The 17,136-nt window shown below is 65.8% G+C and carries 18 protein-coding genes; 7 read left to right on the top strand and 11 right to left on the bottom strand.

The annotated features are described in order from the left end of the window. The first annotated feature begins 174 nt into the window (after positions 1–174). The gene (betI, locus tag AC5JDC_RS14400; RefSeq protein WP_495842090.1) at positions 175–849 is read left to right on the top strand and encodes a transcriptional regulator BetI; all 675 of its coding nucleotides are present in this window, start codon (positions 175–177) and stop codon (positions 847–849) included. A gap of 30 nt (positions 850–879) precedes the next feature. Continuing rightward, the gene (locus AC5JDC_RS14395; RefSeq protein WP_495842088.1) at positions 880–1,959 is read left to right on the top strand and encodes a type 2 periplasmic-binding domain-containing protein; all 1,080 of its coding nucleotides are present in this window, start codon (positions 880–882) and stop codon (positions 1,957–1,959) included. 94 nt (positions 1,960–2,053) lie between these two features. Here the strand turns inward: AC5JDC_RS14395 and AC5JDC_RS14390 are convergent, their stop codons facing one another. After that, positions 2,054–2,443, bottom strand: a complete 390-nt coding sequence (locus tag AC5JDC_RS14390; protein WP_106774012.1) for a low affinity iron permease family protein — start codon at positions 2,441–2,443, stop codon at positions 2,054–2,056. A 163-nt stretch (positions 2,444–2,606) separates the two neighbouring features. On the opposite strand from AC5JDC_RS14390, the gene AC5JDC_RS14385 reads away from it, so the two are divergent. Both AC5JDC_RS14385 and AC5JDC_RS14380 read left to right on the top strand, forming a co-directional pair. After that, positions 2,607–2,843, top strand: a complete 237-nt coding sequence (locus AC5JDC_RS14385; protein WP_106774011.1) for a hypothetical protein — start codon at positions 2,607–2,609, stop codon at positions 2,841–2,843. 244 nt (positions 2,844–3,087) lie between these two features. Continuing rightward, complete coding sequence (locus AC5JDC_RS14380; protein ID WP_495842092.1) at positions 3,088–4,368, top strand: flavin monoamine oxidase family protein; 1,281 nt, start codon at positions 3,088–3,090, stop codon at positions 4,366–4,368. On the opposite strand, the gene AC5JDC_RS14375 is transcribed toward AC5JDC_RS14380, so the two are convergent. From AC5JDC_RS14375 to AC5JDC_RS14365, 3 genes are read right to left on the bottom strand one after another with little or no spacing between them, the layout of a single operon-like run. Further along, entirely contained in the window at positions 4,332–5,405 is a 1,074-nt protein-coding gene (locus AC5JDC_RS14375) for an ABC transporter ATP-binding protein (protein WP_106774009.1), read from the bottom strand. The genes AC5JDC_RS14380 and AC5JDC_RS14375 overlap by 37 nt on opposite strands. 7 nt (positions 5,406–5,412) lie before the next feature. Further along, positions 5,413–6,225, bottom strand: a complete 813-nt coding sequence (locus AC5JDC_RS14370; RefSeq protein WP_495842085.1) for an ABC transporter permease — start codon at positions 6,223–6,225, stop codon at positions 5,413–5,415. Then, positions 6,222–7,139, bottom strand: coding sequence for an ABC transporter permease (locus AC5JDC_RS14365; protein WP_495842083.1), 918 nt, complete (start codon positions 7,137–7,139; stop codon positions 6,222–6,224). The genes AC5JDC_RS14370 and AC5JDC_RS14365 overlap by 4 nt, the downstream gene beginning before the upstream one ends. A gap of 236 nt (positions 7,140–7,375) precedes the next feature. Here AC5JDC_RS14365 and AC5JDC_RS14360 point away from each other — a divergent pair, with 236 nt between their 5' ends. The 3 genes from AC5JDC_RS14360 (at position 7,376) to AC5JDC_RS14350 (ending at position 9,856) form a co-directional block, all read left to right on the top strand. Beyond that, on the top strand, positions 7,376–8,788 hold the full coding sequence (locus tag AC5JDC_RS14360) for an aminotransferase (protein ID WP_495842081.1): 1,413 nt from the start codon (positions 7,376–7,378) through the stop codon (positions 8,786–8,788). Between the two features lie 230 nt (positions 8,789–9,018). Then, positions 9,019–9,279 carry a hypothetical protein gene (locus AC5JDC_RS14355; RefSeq protein WP_495842079.1) on the top strand — a complete coding sequence of 87 codons (261 nt, stop codon included), beginning with the start codon at positions 9,019–9,021 and terminating at the stop codon, positions 9,277–9,279. Next, on the top strand, positions 9,191–9,856 hold the full coding sequence (locus tag AC5JDC_RS14350; RefSeq protein WP_495842077.1) for a tetratricopeptide repeat protein: 666 nt from the start codon (positions 9,191–9,193) through the stop codon (positions 9,854–9,856). Before AC5JDC_RS14355 ends, AC5JDC_RS14350 begins: the two co-directional genes overlap by 89 nt. Before the next feature lie 124 nt (positions 9,857–9,980). Here AC5JDC_RS14350 and AC5JDC_RS14345 read toward each other — a convergent pair whose 3' ends face one another. The 7 genes from AC5JDC_RS14345 to AC5JDC_RS14315 form a co-directional block, all read right to left on the bottom strand. Then, a complete protein-coding gene (locus AC5JDC_RS14345) occupies positions 9,981–11,180 on the bottom strand; it encodes an aromatic ring-hydroxylating oxygenase subunit alpha (RefSeq protein WP_495842075.1) in 1,200 nt (399 codons plus the stop codon). A gap of 397 nt (positions 11,181–11,577) precedes the next feature. Then, positions 11,578–12,669, bottom strand: coding sequence for an ABC transporter ATP-binding protein (locus AC5JDC_RS14340; protein ID WP_495842073.1), 1,092 nt, complete (start codon positions 12,667–12,669; stop codon positions 11,578–11,580). After that, a complete protein-coding gene (locus AC5JDC_RS14335; RefSeq protein WP_495842071.1) occupies positions 12,662–13,687 on the bottom strand; it encodes an ROK family protein in 1,026 nt (341 codons plus the stop codon). Before AC5JDC_RS14335 ends, AC5JDC_RS14340 begins: the two co-directional genes overlap by 8 nt. Then, complete coding sequence (locus AC5JDC_RS14330) at positions 13,687–14,409, bottom strand: ribulose-phosphate 3-epimerase (protein WP_495842069.1); 723 nt, start codon at positions 14,407–14,409, stop codon at positions 13,687–13,689. Before AC5JDC_RS14330 ends, AC5JDC_RS14335 begins: the two co-directional genes overlap by 1 nt. Then, a complete protein-coding gene (locus AC5JDC_RS14325; protein ID WP_495842066.1) occupies positions 14,406–15,236 on the bottom strand; it encodes an alpha/beta fold hydrolase in 831 nt (276 codons plus the stop codon). The genes AC5JDC_RS14330 and AC5JDC_RS14325 overlap by 4 nt, the downstream gene beginning before the upstream one ends. Next, the gene (locus tag AC5JDC_RS14320) at positions 15,233–16,054 is read right to left on the bottom strand and encodes a sugar phosphate isomerase/epimerase family protein (protein ID WP_495842064.1); all 822 of its coding nucleotides are present in this window, start codon (positions 16,052–16,054) and stop codon (positions 15,233–15,235) included. Before AC5JDC_RS14320 ends, AC5JDC_RS14325 begins: the two co-directional genes overlap by 4 nt. Continuing rightward, entirely contained in the window at positions 16,054–17,130 is a 1,077-nt protein-coding gene (locus AC5JDC_RS14315; RefSeq protein ID WP_495842062.1) for a Gfo/Idh/MocA family protein, read from the bottom strand. Before AC5JDC_RS14315 ends, AC5JDC_RS14320 begins: the two co-directional genes overlap by 1 nt. Between the last annotated feature and the right edge of the window lie 6 nt (positions 17,131–17,136).

Raw genomic sequence — 17,136 nt, 5'->3', positions numbered from 1 at the left:
ATCTCCCCCCTTGCGGGGGAGATGTCCGGCAGGACAGAGGGGGGTGCGAAGGGGCAAGGGGTCTAAACCCGGGGACAGTTTACTGAATTCCGGTCCGCACCCTTGCCCGAGCGTCGGCGTCGACGAGGAATTCATCAAACTGTCCCCGGATTTCCTTGCGGACGGGCCCGCCCGATGAACGCACCCCTGAAAGAACCTCTAGCCGACGGCGAAAGGCGCGGCCGAAAAGCCTCGAAGGAGACGCGGCGGCAGCAGCTGATCGAGGCGACGATCGATTCGCTCGCCAAGCGCGGCTATTCGGAAACGACGATGGCGGATGTCGCCGACGGCGCCGGCCTGTCGCGCGGCATCGTCAATTTCCATTTCGAGAGCAAGGAAAAGCTGCTCGTCGCCACGCTGCAATACATGGCCGACGAGTATTCGGCGCATTGGCGCGCGGCGCTGGAAAAGGCCGGCGACGATCCGGCACGCCAGCTCGCCGCTCTGGTGGCCGCCGATTTCGACCGTGCGATCTGCAACAAGCGCAAGCTGGCCGCCTGGTGCGCCTTCTGGGGCGAGGCGAAGTCGCGCCCGACCTACCAGATGCTGTGCGGCGCCAATGACGAGGCCTATCAGCAGGTCTTCATCGATCTCTGCCGGCGGCTGAAGGAGGACGGCGGCTACGACTTCGATGCGTTTTCCACGGCGCTGGGGCTGAGCGCCATGCTCGAGGGGCTGTGGCTTCGCCTCATGATGGGCACCGAAAACGCCACGCGCGAAAGCGCTCGGCATGCGGCATCCGACTATCTCGCCTCGGCGTTTCCGCGGCATTTCAAGCGCGAGGCGCCGCCGGCGAGAAAGGTCGACTGAACAACAAGAACCACAGAGGATGGAACGACAATGACTTCTACTCGACGCATCATTTTGACGGTCGCGCTCGCCGCGACGCTGTCGGCTTCCGCGCCGGCGCTCGTTGCCGCCGCGGATTCGGAACTGACCGTTTTCGACTGGTCCGGCTATGAAGCCGAGCAGTTCCACCCCGACTATGTGGCGAAACACGGCGATTCCCCGACCTTCACCTTCTTCGGCGACGAGGACGAGGCGTTCGAGAAAATCCGCTCCGGCTTCAAGACCGACCTGGCGCATCCCTGCTCGCAGAGCGTGGTGAAGTGGCGCGACGCCGGGCTGATTGAACCCCTCGACACATCCAAGATCGCGGCCTGGAAGGATCTCAACCCCGGCATCATGGCGATGAAGGATCTCGCCACCACGGCCGACGGGACCGCCTGGTTCATGCCGTGGGACTGGGGCAACACGCTGGTGACCTACAATTCGGAGAAGGTCGACGAGAAGGACATCCAGTCGCTGAAGGCCTTCGCCGACCCGAAATTCAAGGATCGCGTGTCGATCGGCGACAATGTCGACGACGCCTACGCGCTGGCCTCGCTGGTCCTCGGGCTGAAGGACTGGACGCAGATGACCGACGAGCAGTTCAAGCAAGCGTCGGACTTTTTGCGCGAGGTGCACAAGAACGTGCGGCTCTACTGGACCGACAATACCGACATCGTGCAGGCGATGAGCGGCGGCGAGGTCGACCTCGCCTGGGCATGGGACGACGCCAGCGTGCAGTCGGCGCTGGCAGGCGCACCGATCAAGGCGAAGAAGGATACTGACGAGGGCTTGTCGACCTGGGTGTGCGGCTATGTCCGACTGAAGGGCGCGCCGGGCAATATCGACAAGACCTACGATTTCCTGAATTCGATCAACACCGATCCGGTCGCGCAGTTCCTGCTGTCGGACTGGGGCTATGGCCACGCCAACGCCAAGGCGATGCAGTCGATCGACCCGAAGGTGCTGGCCGAGAAGGGTTATGACAATGTCGAGAAATTCGTCGACAAGACGCTGTTCCAGTCGCCTGTGCCGGCGGAGCTGAAGCAGAAGATGATCGCCGAGTTCGAGAAGATCAAGGCCGGGTACTGAGCCGACGCGGGGCGTGCGCCGGTTTTTGCCGGCGCTCGGCGGCCCGGTCGCATACCTTCGGAGACCGGGGTTTTCCCGGCCTTTCATCGATGGATCAGGCGGCGGCCTCTTGCGCCTCTTCCGCGGCCTCACCGGCGCGCTCGGCTGCCTCTTCGCACTTCTTGCGGATTTCCTCGAGCTCGCTCTCGGTCAGGTGCTCGATGCCGATGAAATGATTCTTTGCCTTGGAACTGCGTATCAGTTCGTCGAGCTTGGTCTGCAGGGCGGCGCTGTCCCGGTTCTGCGTATTCTGGATCAAAAACACCATCAGGAAGGTGATAATCGTCGTGCCGGTGTTGATGATCAGCTGCCAGGTGTCGGAGAAACCGAACAGCGGCCCGCTCACTGCCCACACTATGATGATTCCGGCGCAGAGGATGAAGGTCCCCGGTTTGCCGGCCGCGTAGGCGATGGCGTTCGCGATTCTCGTAAAATGCTTTTCCACGGCATCCTCCTGTGACCTATTCCGGCCTGCCAGGGAGGTCGGCGCGGCTAAGGCCCTGGAATAACAATCAACATCCTCCCGAAGTTCCCTTCGTGTGGGCCGTGGCCGCTGGAACGACGGCCGCTCCGGTGCGTTTTGCCGCGACCAATTGGAGAGCCGATCGATGGTTACGTTCAGGGAAATGAAGGTGCGGGAGATCGTCGAGGACGGGTCGCTCAACACCCGCCAGAAGATCGAGAGGTTGAGGGAGATCGAATCGGAGGCGCGCGGGCTGCAGCGGGCCGCCAGCGAAAGCCCGATGAATCCCGGCGATGGGTGGGACAACGAGCTGCGTGAAGTGCGGAAGGCATTGGCCAAACTCGGCGCGAAGCGACTGCGGAAGGGCGCCGCGACGCTGTGACGACAATGGCTCCGATTTGGCCGGCCGGCTGGAATGGCTGCGTTGGCCACCTCGGCGGCGCGGAGTCACCAGGTCGGCAAAATCCCCGTGCGCCAGCGCCATGGCCATGGACATTAACCATGCGTCATCGGAAAATGAAAAGGGGGTGCGGCCCGGGAAGCGGCCGCTCGGGAATGGCAGGTCGGGCTGCCGCGATGGCCAGGCAGGGGGCAGGCAATTGAGTGCGAGGGTCGTTCGGTCGCAGGTGATCGTCATCGGAGCCGGGTTCACCGGCCTATCGGCGGCGCATGTCCTCAAAGCGGCTGGGATCGACGTCGTTGTCCTCGAGGCACGGGATCGGGTCGGCGGACGGGTGGAATCGATGTCGAACGGGCTCGGCGAGCGCGTTGACGTCGGCGGCCAGTATTACTGCGACGACATGCCGGAGATTTCGGCGCTGGCGGATGCCTATGGCAAGACGCGGGTGAACGGGCTGTTTCCTGGAAAGTGGCTGATCGAACCAGCGACGATCGTCGGCACGGTCGAAGACCTTTACCGCCGTTCCGCGAGGATCCGTGACCGGGCGAACGCTCTCGACCCGGACGATCCTGCCATCGCCAACCTCTCGGTGCGCGGCTGGGCGGAGGCGCAGCCCGACGCTCATGACGCGCAATGGGCCTTCCTCGGTTCGATCGAGGGCCTGTGGTGCCAGCCGGCCGACCTTCTGCCGCTCTGGTATTTCGTTTCCAACGACCGGCGCATCACCAACGAGGCGCCTGAGTTGCAATATTTCCTGAAGGAGACGATGCATTCGCTGGCCGAGGATCTCGGGCGCCAACTCGGCTCAGGGCTGCGCCTCGGCGAGGCGGTACGCAGCATCCGGCACGGTCCGGGGAAAGTCAGCCTCCGCACGGACGCGGGGCTCTACGAGGCCGAACACGCCATCCTCGCCGTGCCGCCGGTGATGGCGCGCCGGCTCACCTACGATCCGCCGCTCCCGGTCGAGCTCTGTCAGGCGACTTCGGTGTGGCGCAGCGGCAAGGTGATTAAGGCGCTGCTGCGCTACGAAAGACCGTTCCGCGACAAGGGGCTGAGCGGCAGTGTGTTCTTCCTCGATCCGCTGGGTCTTTATGCCTGCGACGCAAGCCGCGACGACGATCACACGGCGATCGTCGTTTTCGCCGGGGGCAGCCTTGCCGAGCGTTGGCGGCGGATGGGGCATGAGGCTGTCAAGCTGGCGATCCTGGAAAAGCTCCGCGCGGCGTTAGGGCACGAGGCGAAGACGCCGCTCGACGTCACGATGCGCGACTGGACGGACGACAAATGGAGCGGCGGCGGCTATTCCGACACGATCATGGATTTTTCGGCGAAGGACGCCGAAGCCATCCTGCGGCGCGGTCTGTCCTCCGTGGCATTCGCCTCGTCGGAACTGTCGCCGTCTTTTCCCGGCTACATCGAGGGCGCCATCGTCGCTGGCAGGGCGGCGGCGAGCGGCGTGATCGAATCCCTTCAATCCGCCATGGCGACCAGCGCGTCGGGATCGTAGCCCAGCCGGATCGGCGCGCCGAGCGGCAGGTCGTCGGCGCCGAAATCATTGGTCTCGGTGACTGACAACGGCTTGTCCATGCCGGGCACCTCTACGACGAGGTGGGTGATCTCGCCGAAATAATGCCGTTCCACGACCGTGCCCGCCACCTCGTGCCTGGCGCTGGCATCGTCCCACAGGACGCGCAGCCGCTCGGGGCGGATGCCGATGGTCGCGGCCGAGCCGTTCTTGACATAGGCGGCCGGTTTGTCAGTCCTGACCCGGCCGAAGCCCAGCGTGTCGACGACGATGGACGTGCCGGCGTCGTCGACGATCTCGGCCTTGATGAAATTCATGCCGCCCAGAAAATCCGCCACCTGGCGGTTGACCGGCCGCTGATAGATTTCCTTTGGGGCCGCCACCTGCGCGATTTTTCCGCCGAACATGACGGCGATGCGGTCTGACATGGCGAGCGCTTCGTACTGGTCGTGGGTGACCAGGATGAAGGTGATGCCGACGGCCTTCTGCAGCCGGCGCAACTCGACCTGCATCTGCTCGCGCAGCTTCTTGTCGAGTGCCGACAGCGGCTCGTCGAGCAGCAGAACCTTTGGCCGCATCACCAGGGCTCGCGCCAGCGCGACGCGCTGCCTTTGGCCGCCGGAGAGTTCGGTGGCGCCCCGCTTGCCCAGCCCGGCGAGCGACACCATGGCCAGCGCTTCCTCGACGCGGCGCTTTTCTTCCGCGGCCTCGAGCTTCATGCGCTTGAGCCCATAGGCGACGTTTTGCTCGACGTTCAAATGCGGGAAGATGGCATAGCTCTGGAACACCATGTTGGTGGGGCGGCGGTTGGCCGGAATGCCATCCATCGGCTGGCCGTCGACGAGGATCGAGCCGCCGGTCGGGGTATCGAAGCCGGCGATCATCCTGAGCAGCGTGGTCTTGCCGCAGCCGGATGGGCCGAGCAGCGAAAAGAACTCGCCCTCGCGAATGGCGAGATTGGCGTCGTCCAGGGCCTTGAACGTCCCGTAGCTGCGGGTGACGTTCCTGATTTCGATCATGGTACGGTCAGGCAAGGGACACCCCCGGCGCTTGGGTGCGCCGCTCGGCGCGGCGGCGCAGGATTTCGGCAATGGTGAGCAGGGCGAAGGAACCAACCAGCAGCAGCGTGCCGAGCGCCAGCACGCTGGGCAGCTTTGCGGCGAAACGCAACTGGCCCCAGATGTAGATCGGCAAGGTCGCATCCGTGCCGCCGAGGAAGAAGGCGATGATGAAATCGTCGAGCGAGATGGTGAAGGAGACCAGCAGCGACGAGATGATGGCCGGCGCCACCATGGGCAGCGTCACGCGCCGGAACGTGCCCCACGCCGTCTCGCCGAGATCCGCCGAGGCCTCCTCCAGGCTCGCGTCGAAACCCTCGAAGGCCGCCGTCAGCACGCTGACGGAATAGGGAATGCAGATCAGGATGTGCCCCAGCACGACGGTGAACAGCGACAGGCTGAGGCCAAGCCGCAGAAGCACCAGCAGCATCGAGACTGCGACGATGATCTCCGGCAGGACCAGCGGCGCCATGATCAGGCCATGGGCCGTCCCGCGTCCGGGAAAACGGTAGCGGGTGATGGCGCGCGCCGCGCAGATGCCGAGCACCGTTGCCAGCATGGCGGAGGCGACGCCGACGACGAGGCTGTTCCACGCCGCGTCGAGCAGAGCCTGGGTGCGCGGCAGTTCCCCGTACCATTTGAGCGTATAGCCGGTGAGCGGAAATTTCGGCACCGCCGACGCGTTGATCGAGAAGACCGGCAGCAGAAGTACCGGCAGATAGAGGAAGATCACGTAAAGAATGGCATAGGCCGGCAGCCATCGTTCGAGCAGGCGTTTCATCGGGCACGCCTCGCCGCCAGCTTGAGCAGGAGGACCGAGGCCGCCGCCATCGCGGTCACCACCACCATCGTGGTGACCGACAGCGCCGCGCCGAGCGGCCAGTTCAGCGCCTTGCCGAATTGCGCCTGGATGGCGTTGGAGATCATCACGCCGTCCTTGCCGCCGACGAGCTTCGGCGTGACGTAGTCACCGACGGTCGGGATCATGACGATCAGCAGCGCCGAAATGACGCCGGGCATCGACAGCGGCAGCGTTACCCGCAGGAAGCTGCGGATGGGGCCGTCGCCGAGGTCGGTGGCGGCCTCGATCAGCGTGCGGTCGACCTTCTCCAGCGACACGAAGATCGGCAGGATGGCGAAGGCGGCCCAGGCATGGGTCAGCGTGATGATCACGGCACTTGAATTGTAGAGCAGCGCCGTCGACGGTTCGTCGATGATGCCGAGGCCGAGCAGGCCGGAATTCAGCACGCCGTTGTAGCCGAGGATTACCTTCCACGACATGACGCGCAGCAGGTAGCTGGTCCAGAACGGGATGGTGATCAGGAACAGCCAGAGGCTCTTGTACCGGCCACCGCGGAAGGAGATGTAGTAGGCGATCGGATAGGCGAGCGCGACCGTGAGAACGCTGACCGAGAAGGAGATGAACAGCGAGCGCAGCAGCAGGTCTCGATAGATCGGCTCGGTCAGAGCGATGCGGTACTGTTCGAACGTGAAGGTCCGGTCGATGGTGAGATAGTTCTGGGTCCAGAAGCTGTGGGCGATCACCACCAGGATCGGCACGACCAGCAGCACGAGCGCGTAGAGCAGGGGCGGGCTGACCAGCGCCAGGCCGCGGGCAGTTTCCGATTGCAGAAGGGGTTTCGAGCCGGGCCGCGCCTTGCGGTACGCGATTTCCCCTTCCGCGGCAGCCGTCATTGCAACGGCTCGCCTGTCGCGGATCGCGTGAACTCACGTTCCATGGCTGCTCCCATGCCGGCCGGGCGTTCCCTTGTTTCCCGGCTTTCCGTCATCATGAGCGCAAGAGCGGATTGAAATCAAGGCGCATTTCTGGAATATTGATTGAACGGATATTCAAAAAGAGTTCGATAACGTATTTTTTACGGCTATTTAAATGCGTCGCCGGTCCGGATGCCGGAGAAAAGGAGATCGATATGGCGGCGGTCAGGGACAGCAGCTTCGAGCGACAGGCCCCGGAGGCGGACGCGGAAGAACTGGCGAGGCGCCATCTCGTGCAGCCGTGGCCTTATGCCGGCTCCATCGGCAGCGAGGCACGCGGCCTGATCGGCAGCGGCGACGGCATCTACGTCACCGATGGCGAGGGCAGGCGGCTGATCGACGGGCCGGCCGGCATGTGGTGCGTCAATGCCGGTCATCGCCGCGAGGAGCTGGCTGGGGTGATGTACGAGCAGGCGATGCAGCTCTCCTACAACACGCCCTGGTACACGATGAACGAGCCGTCGGCGGTGCTTGCCGAGCGCATCGTCACCCACGCGCCGGGGGACCTCAATCACGTCTTCTTCACGACCGGGGGATCGTCGGCGGTGGAAAGCGCGCTGCGCTTCATGCAGTTCTACAACAACGTGCGCGGCCGGCCGGAGAAGAAGCTGCTGCTGTCGCGCGGCGGCGCCTATCACGGCTCGACCTATCTGTCGGCCTCGCTCAACGGCCGCCCGCGCGATCGCGACTGGATGGATGTCGCCGACGGGCTGGTGGTAAAACTGTCGTCGCCGGACCCATTCCGTCGCCCCGAGGGTATGACAGTGGAGGCGTTCGCCGACCAGCTCGTCGACGAGTTCGCCGAAACGGTGGCGCGGATCGGCGCCGACAAGATCGGCGCCTTTGTCGGCGAACCGGTGCAGGCATCCGGCGGAGTGATCGTGCCGCCGCCGGGCTACCTGCCGCGCATCCGAGAAATCTGCCGCCACAACGACATTCTTTACGTGTCGGACGAGGTGGTGACGGGTTTCGGGCGGCTCGGCGAGGTCTTCGCCTCGCAGGACGTGTTCGGTATCGACCCCGACATCATCACCTTCGCCAAGGGCGTGACTTCCGGCTATTTTCCGCTCGGCGGGATGCTGGTGTCGGAACGGCTGCTCGCCGACCTGCGCCGTTCCAACCACCCGGATGCCATGTATGCGCACGGGCTGACCTACACCAGCCACCCGGTCGGCTGCGCGGTGGCGCTCGCCAATCTCGACCTGCTCGAAGGCGGCATCCTCGACCATGCGCGTGCCGTTGCGCCGTATTTTCAGGAGCGGCTGAAGACTTTGGAGGAACTGCCGCTGGTCGGCGAGGTGCGCGGCGTCGGCCTGATGGCCTGCGTTGAATGCGTCGCCGATCGGGAGAGCAACAACCCGCTGAAGCTCGACTATGAGGTCGGCAGGCGCATCGACGCGCATTGCCACGCCCTTGGCCTGCTGGTGCGGCCGCTTATCCACATGTGCGTGATGTCGCCGCCGCTGATCATTTCGCGCAGCCAGATCGACGACATGGTGGCGATCCTGCGCGAGGGCATTTCGCGGACCATGGACGATCTCGCCACGGAAGGTGTCTGGCAGGGGTGATCATGCCCGCGCCGCCCGCCGGGCGCTCCTCCCCTATCAATGAAAGTTGCCGCGCTCCCTTCGGCCTGAGCTTGCGAAGGGAGCGCGGCGCGGCGCCCTTGGGGCCGGGCGCCGATCACGGGCCTGCGGGTCCGCCGCGCCTGCGCACGCAGGGCGTTCCGAATCGGCACGCCGAAAATCTACTTGCCTGCGCGACGCATTGCTGATGGCAATGCGGGGCATATCGGGGCATGTGGGTGGACATGGCGGCGCTGGACGGGCGCATCGGGGCGGAAAAGCCGCTCAAGAGCTGGAAAGAGATCGCCAGCTTCTTCGGCCGCGACGAGCGGACGGTGAAACGCTGGGAGGCGGGACGCGGCCTGCCGGTGCATCGCGTGCCGGGCCGCACGCGGGCGTCGGTCTATGCCTATCCCTCCGAGCTGGAAGCTCGACCAGAACCTTGCCGCGGCACATGCGGCGCTCGGCTTCACGACCTTCTACTGGGACCGTGACTTCGTTCGCTCGCGGGCGCTGTTCGACCGCGCCCTCGAACTGGATCCCGGCTCGCCCGACAACAATCACTGGCTGGCGTTGACGACCATGCAGACGGGTGCCTTTGACGTGGCGCTCGACGCCATTCGCCGGGCCCAGGAACGCGATCCGAACTCACGGGCCATCCTCGCCAACAAGGCGCTCATCCTGTATCACGCCGGTCAAGTGGAGGAATCCGGCAAGCTACTGAGGGAATTCGCTGAAAGCGCCCCGACTATCCGCCGCCGCATTTCTATCTCGCCGACATCTATTTCGACCAGGGCCGCTACCGGGAGTCGCTCGCTGAATCACTGGAAGCGGCGCGGATCGTCGGGGACGAGGGCATGGCGAAGATCTACCGGGCGGCGCAGCAGGGCTATGCCGCCGATGGCCGGGAAGGCCTGCTGGAGGCGATGCTGGCCGAACAGCTTGGGCAGCATGCGCAGGACAAGGTATCGGCCTACAAGGTCGCGCGCACGCTGGCGTTTCTCGACCGGACCGAGCCGGCCCTCACCCATCTCGCGCTCGCCGTCGCCGAGCGCGAGCCGGACAGCCTAGGCATAAAGATCGATTCGGCGTTCCGCAGCCTGCACGGCAATGCCCGCTTCCGCGGGATACTCGCGCAGGCGGGACACGCCATGTCCTTTTCCGGAGAAGCCGTCGAACTCACGGTCGACGGCGGTCAGGAGGGGGACCGAAGCGCCTCGTTGAGACCCCACATGTCCTTCTCTTCGGGCGCCGTCTCCAGTTCCAGGATCGGCAGGAGCCCGCGCAAATGGTCGTGGTGGCTGCGCACGCCGTATTCGAGATCCGACAGATAGAAGCCGGAGAAAGCATCCGACAGCATGGATTCGTTCGACCACACGGTGAGCTGGATGTCCTCGGCGGTGGTCTCGCGGTCGATGCGCCAGGCCAGATAGCGCGCCGCCGCCTGCTGGCGCGTCTCGTCGGCATAGCGGTAGATGGCGCCGCGCAGCAGCGTCTGTCCGGTGGAGAGCGGGAATTCCTGATAGAACTGTGCCGTCTCCGGCGTGACGGCGATCACCGCGTTGGGGAAGAGGCCGTAATAGATCCAGGCCTTGCGCAGAGTCTCAGGCAGGCGCTCCGGCTGGGGCGCGATGCGGACATAGTTGCGCACGCTCCAACGCCGCCCGGCATGCGGATTGTAGGTGGCGAAGGAGCGCGAAACGCCGTTGGCGAAGGGCTCGTCGAAATAGGTCGCGCCGTAGAGATCCTGCAGGGCCGGGTGCGCCATGGCGACATGGTAGCCCTCGTTGTCGACGTCACGCACCGACTTCCAGTTGACCGGTGTCTTCTGCGTCCACACGCCATAGGCCGGCACCATGCCGGCAATACCGTAAGGGGCGATCTCCGCCTCGACCGGACTGAGGAGTTCGGCGACCGAGGGTTGCGGCCCTTGCCGGAAGCGTACGAAGATGAAGCCCATCCAGATGTCAAGCTCGAGCGGCGACAGCCCGAACTCGGCCTTGTCGAGATCCGGGAAGGAGCCCGGCCGCGCCGCGCCGCGCAGGGTACCGTCGAGATTATAGACCCAGCCGTGAAAGGGGCAGACCAGCGCATTGCGGCAAGTGCCCTTGTCCTCGGCGACGACGCGGGAGCCGCGATGCCGGCACATGTTGTGGAAAGCCCGCACCACGCCGTCCTTGCCGCGCACGACCAGGGCGCGCTCGCCGACGACGTCCATGGCGAGGTAGTCGCCGGCATTGGGCACGTCGGAGACGTGGCCGACGATCTGCCAGTGATTGCGGAAGACGTGTTCCTTCTCCAGGTCGAGAAGGGCAGGGCTATGATAGCTCCAGCCCGGCAACCCGCGGCGGTCCCAATCGTTGGGGATGGCCACGTCACGGCTGTGCAGGTTCATAAATAGGCTCTTGTTTTGTTTGAACGCTCATTCAATATAATCATGTTTTTCTATTTTTTGCAATGTGTTGCGGGTTGCGTTCGTGTCTTTGTTGGTGGACAGGATGCCTCGCTCCCTACCCGGAAGCGCCGGCGAGGCAGATGAAAGCTGGGCATTCCCAGCGGCTTAGCCGACCACACGCGCGGGAGCCCTGCCTCGGAATCGCGAACTCGATCCGACGGCAAATGATCCGTCTTCGGACGAGTCATGCATGGTAGGTCAGGGCTAACGAGCGGACTTGCGCGATTTTTGGCGACGAACCGCTCGCGCTGCTCAATCAATCGGATCGGCTGCAGCGCCGGCGGTGGCCAGCCCTCATGTCAGCCTGGTGGCCGACGTCCGCCAATGCCTGCCGCCGCTACTTCGCGTGGAGCGAAGGCAAGGCCTGCCCATCCTGGCGGAAGAGGTGGCAGGACGCCGGGGCGATATCCAGGGCGATCGGACTATGGAGAGGCGTCGCGTCGCCGCCGTCTGCCTGCACGACCAGCGTAACCTCAGGTGCGACCTTCACATGCAGGATGGTCAGGCTGCCCAGTCTTTCGGCGAGCATGGCCTCGCCCCTGAACTGCCCGTCCGGCGCCACGCGCAGATGTTCCGGGCGGATGCCGAGCAGCACCTCGTTGCCGACACTGACCGTATCGGCGACGGCGGGAACGGTAATCGTGTGGCCGCCGGGCAACGTGACCGACACGCCGTCGGGGCCGGTCGAAGCCACCGCCGTCGTCAAGAAATTCATCTTGGGCGAGCCGATGAAGCCGGCGACGAAAATGTTCGCTGGCCGGTGGTAGAGGTCGAGCGGCGAGCCGACCTGCTCGATCTGGCCGCCGTTCAGCACCACGATCTTGTCGGCCATGGTCATCGCCTCGATCTGGTCGTGGGTGACGTAGATCATGGTGGCGGCCAGTTGCTCGTGCAGGCGCATCAGCTCGAGCCGCATGCTGACGCGCAAGGCGGCGTCGAGGTTGGACAGCGGCTCGTCGAACAGGAACACTTTCGGATTGCGCACGATGGCGCGGCCGATGGCGACGCGCTGGCGCTGGCCGCCCGACAGTTCCTTGGGCCGGCGGTCGAGCAGTTGCGAAAGCTGCAGAGCTTCGGCTGCCTCCAGCACCTTGCGGCTCCGCTCCTCCAGGGACACGCCGGCGATCTTCAGGGCAAAGCCCATGTTCTCGGCCACCGTCATATGCGGATAGAGCGCGTAGGACTGGAACACCATGGCGAGCCCGCGCTCGGACGGATCGATGTCGTTGGCGCGCTCGCCGTCGATGACGAGATCCCCGGCGGTGATCTTTTCCAGACCGGCTATCATGCGCAGCAGCGTCGATTTTCCGCAGCCTGACGGGCCGACGAAGACCACGAACTCGCGGTCTTCGACGTCAAGGTCGACGCCCTTGATGATCTCGACGGCGCCGTACGACTTGCGCACGCCGCGCAGCTTGAGTTCAGCCATGAAGTGCCTCGCCGGAAACGGTGTTTTCGGATGCGTCCTCGTCCTGCGCGATCGCGATCGGTGCGCCGGGCTCGCCTTCCCACAGGATCAGGCTGGCGGCGCCCACCAACCCGGCATTGCCGCCGAGCTGTGCCGGCATGATGGGGACATCGCGATAGGCGGGCATCGCACGCCGGCTGACGGTCCGCCGGACAGTGCCGATCAGCAGGTCGAAGCCGTTGGATAGACCGCCGCCCATCACCAGCACGTCCGGCGAATAGAGATGCAGCAAGTTGGTGAAGCCGATGCCGAGCCACTGCGCCTCGTCCTCGATCAGCGCCAGCGCCGCATGGTCGCCGGCGCGCGCCGCCTCGACCACATGCCGCGCCGTGACGTCGCCGTTCGCCGATAGCCGCCGCATCGGCGAGCCGTCGCCGGGCGCGGACAGCGCCGTGGCGCGGCGGCCGAGCGCCGTGCCGGAGGCGACGGCCTCGAAGCAGCCCACGGCGCCGCAGAAGCAGCGCTCGCCCTCGCCGGTGATGGTCATGTGGCCGATCTCGGCGGCGAGCCCGCGCCGGCCATGGTAGAGACGGCCTTCGGCGATGACGCCGCCGCCGATGCCGGTCGATACGGTGACGAAGACCAGCGACTCCGCTCCGCGCCCGGCGCCGAAGCGCAATTCGCCCAGCGCGGCGGCGTTGGCATCGTTTTCGAGCCGCACCGGCAGGCCGAACCGGCTGATGAGGATGTCCATCAGCGGCACCTCGTGCCAGCCCGCCAGCGTCGGCGGGCCGATGACGATGCCGGCCTTTGGATCGAGCGGACCCGGCGCGCCGAGCCCGATGCCCGCCACCTCCGCATCCGGCCGCATCGCCCGCAACTCGCCGGCGAGCCCGACGATCTGGCCGATCACCGCTTCCGATCCGGCCAGCGCCAGTGTCGGCGCCGAGGCGGAAGCGAGGATGCGCCCGCCGCTCTCGACGAGCGCGCCGCGCAGCTCAGTGCCGCCGAGGTCGAAGGCGAGGGCGACCTTTGGCATCAGGCGGCGACCTTCAGCCAGTGCAGCCAGGCCATCCGTTGCGCGAGGTCGGGGGCGCCGAAGGCGAGCGATCCCAGCACGACCGTCTCGGCACCGGCGGCGCGCAGCCGCGGCACCGTCTCGTCACGGATGCCGCCGTCGGCAGCGAGCACGACCTCGGCTTCGCGGCCGGCTTCCCGCAGCAGCTTGCGCGCGGCGATCAGCCGGTCGCACGCATTGTCGGCAAGGCCGACGCCCTTTATGCCGATGGGGGTGCCGAGCAAGGTGACGAACTCGACCTCGGAGAGGAACGGTTTGACCGCCTCGACCGGCGTCTCCAGCTTGAGCACGACGCCGGCCGCGGCGCCACGCTCGCGCGCCAGCCGCACCGCGCGCAGCCCAGCCTCGCCGTTTTCGGCATGCACGCTGACCAGATCGGCGCCAGCCTCGATGAACTGGCGGGTCTGCTCCTCGACGATGTCCGCTTCGACCATGAGATGAACATGGACCGGCTTCGCCGTCAGTTTTGCGATGCGCGCGACGAAGTCGGGGAAGAACAGCAGGCCCGGCGTGAAGCGGGCGTCGGCGACGTCGATATGCTGGAGATCGACATGCGCCTCGATGCGGTTGAGGTCGCGCTCCATGTTGGCGAGGTCGGCCGACCACAGCGAGAACTCGCCGATGAGCCGGTTGCGGGGCAGGGCGGCGATGGCGGCGCGGCCGGAAAGGGGTTTGGTCGTCATGAGGATGCACCGTTGGGGATGTCGAAATGGCTGTGCAGGAAGGCTGCGATCGCCGCCTGCACCTCGGCGAAATGGCGGTTCTTGTCACTCGCCTTGGGCGTGACGATTCGGAAGGCGGCGCCGGGGATGGCGGCGGCAAGTGCTTGAGCCATCGGCAGCGGATGGATCGCGTCCAGCGCGTTGCCGATCACCAGCGTGGGGATGGCAAGTGCGGCCGCATCCTGTTCCGAGACGCCGGGCCCGTCGCTGGAAATATCCTCCAGCACCTCGGCGAACCGAAGGATGTCCGGACGGTCGAAATAGCCGAGCAGCGAGTTCAGATTGTCGGGGGCCTCAACCTTCAGCCGCACCGCCGTCTGCGATCGCTCGAAGTTGGCGCGGGCCTCGGCGAGCGGGTGGCTGCGCACCAGCCGCGCGACTTCGGCGATCGGCGCGAGGTTTTCGGGAGCGGCGGAAAATGCCCAGGCGGGGCGCACCAGGAGGAGCCCGCTCACGCGATCCGGATGACGGATGGCGAGGCGCAGCGCCAAGCCCGCGCCCATGGAAATGCCGCCGGCGACGAAGCGCTCGATACCCGCTTGCTCGGCGGCGACGACGATGTCGTCGGCGAACATGGCGAAGGAGAAAGGACGCTTGCCGCCGAGGCTGGAGCGACCATGGCCCCGGCACTCCAGCGTCAGCCGCCGGCAGGGGAGCGATCCCGGGAAAGTCTGCGCCACCTGCGCCTCGTCGCCGCCCAGACCGTGCTGGAACACCACGGCGGGACCTTGCCCGCGGTCGAAGATTTTCAGCAGCGCGCCGCCGCGTTCGAGCGTGGCGACGGTCATCGCACCAGCCCTTGCAGAAAGCGGGCGACACCGGGTGCCTCCTCGGCGGAGAGGCCGTGGGTGACCAGCGGGCCGTCGAAGCCGGTTGCTTTCAGCCGGGCGACGAAATCGGAGAAGTCGACGATTCCATGCCCGGCGGTGGCGAAGCGGCCGTCGGCAAAGCGGTCTTTCGCATGGGCCATGGCGACATGGCCTGAGCCGCGCTCCACCGCATCTGCGACGACGGCGCGGGCCTGGTCCGGCGTTGCGCGTTCGAACAGGTTCGCGGGATCGAGCACGATCCTCAGCCGTTCCGATCCCATCTCGGCGATCAGGCGCATGGCATCGGCGGCCGACGTGACGATGTTCGCCTGCTCCGGCTCGATGCCGAGATCGACGCCGTGCCGCTCTGCAAGCGCCAGCGCCTTTTCCATCTCGCGGGCCATGTCGGCCCAGGCGGAGGGGTCGGCGTTGTCCGGATGGTGCACCCACTGATCATGGGGATCGCGGGTGCCGGTGCACAGCGTGACCAGCGGTATGGACAGCGTCGCCGCCGCCTCGATCACCACGCCCAGCCGGCGTAGGCCGTCTTCACGCACCGCCGTGTCGGGATGGGCCATGTTGTAGGTGCCGGAGAGCGCCGCCAGCGACACGCCGGATGCCGTTGCCGCCGCTGCGATCGCGGCTATCGTTTCCGCCGGTACCACGTCCGGCATGGAGGGCAGGCCGGCGCAGGTGAGATTGAACTGCGTGATCGCGTAGCCAGCCTCGCGCACCGCCGTAAGTACGGCGGCGGGGTCCGTGCCCGGAAAAGTCTTTGCGAAAATCCCGACCTGCATCAGACCGCGCCCGTCACGCTGGCGAGCTCGACGCGCTCGCCGCTTTCCACCGAACGGGCGATCGCCACCATGGCGCGGATCGAGGCGATGCCGTCCTCGACGTCGGCGCCGCGCATCGGCGCCCCGGTGAGCACCGTGTCGGCAAGACCTTCCAACTGGCGGCGGTAGAAATGCCCGTCGGCACCGAGCGGCTTTCGTACCGTCGCGTCCTTCTCGTGAAAAATTTCCACCTCGCTGGAGCGGAAGAACCACGGGTTGAAGGTCTTGGCGATCACCGAGCCGTTCTGGCCGTAGAGCTGGAAACCCTCGTGCCAGTCCATGCGCACGGCGACGGTGAGGTCGAGATGGCCGAGCGCGCCGCCGGCGAATTCCGTCTCGACGAACCAGCAATAGGCGCCGAACCGCTCATGGATACGCGCGCGCACGGCGACGATGTCGCCGCACAGGAAGCGCGCCGTATCGACCAGATGCGAGCCGTGCGCCAGCATGAAGTATTGCCGCAGATCGGCCTTCGGGTTGCCGGACGGTTTTCTGACCAGCTTGCTGGTGACCGGAAGCGGCTGCACGGCGTCCGTGTTGGTGTAGCGGTGGGTGGAATCGCAGTACCACGCCTTCAGCGCCAGCACCTCGCCGATCTCGTCGCGGATGAAATCGCGCGCCGCCTCGATCGGCTGGTCGAAACGTTTCATATGGCCGACCTGTAGCACCTTGCCCGTCCGCTTCACGGCCTCCGCGAGTTGCTGGCCCTCCTCGACCGAGACGCCGATCGGTTTTTCGCACAGCACGTGCTTTCCCGCTTCCAGCGCCTTGATCGACATCGGCACATGGTAGGCGTCGGAGGTGGCGATGATCACCGCTTCCAGCTCGGGATCCGCCAGCATTCGGTCGTAATCGTCATAAAGCTTTTGCGGCTCCCAGGTAGCGCCCATGCGCTGGAGAAGATCGGGCGCGACATCGCAGATGGCGTAGAGGTCGGCGTTCCTGGCCTTGGCGCAGGATTCGAAATGCGCGAACTGGGCGATCGGCCCGGCGCCCAGCACCCCGACGCGAAGACGACGTTCGTCCTTCCTGATCATCGCCGG

The organism is Kumtagia sp. (genome assembly GCF_059502445.1).
This window is presented reverse-complemented; position numbering and strand designations above follow the sequence as displayed.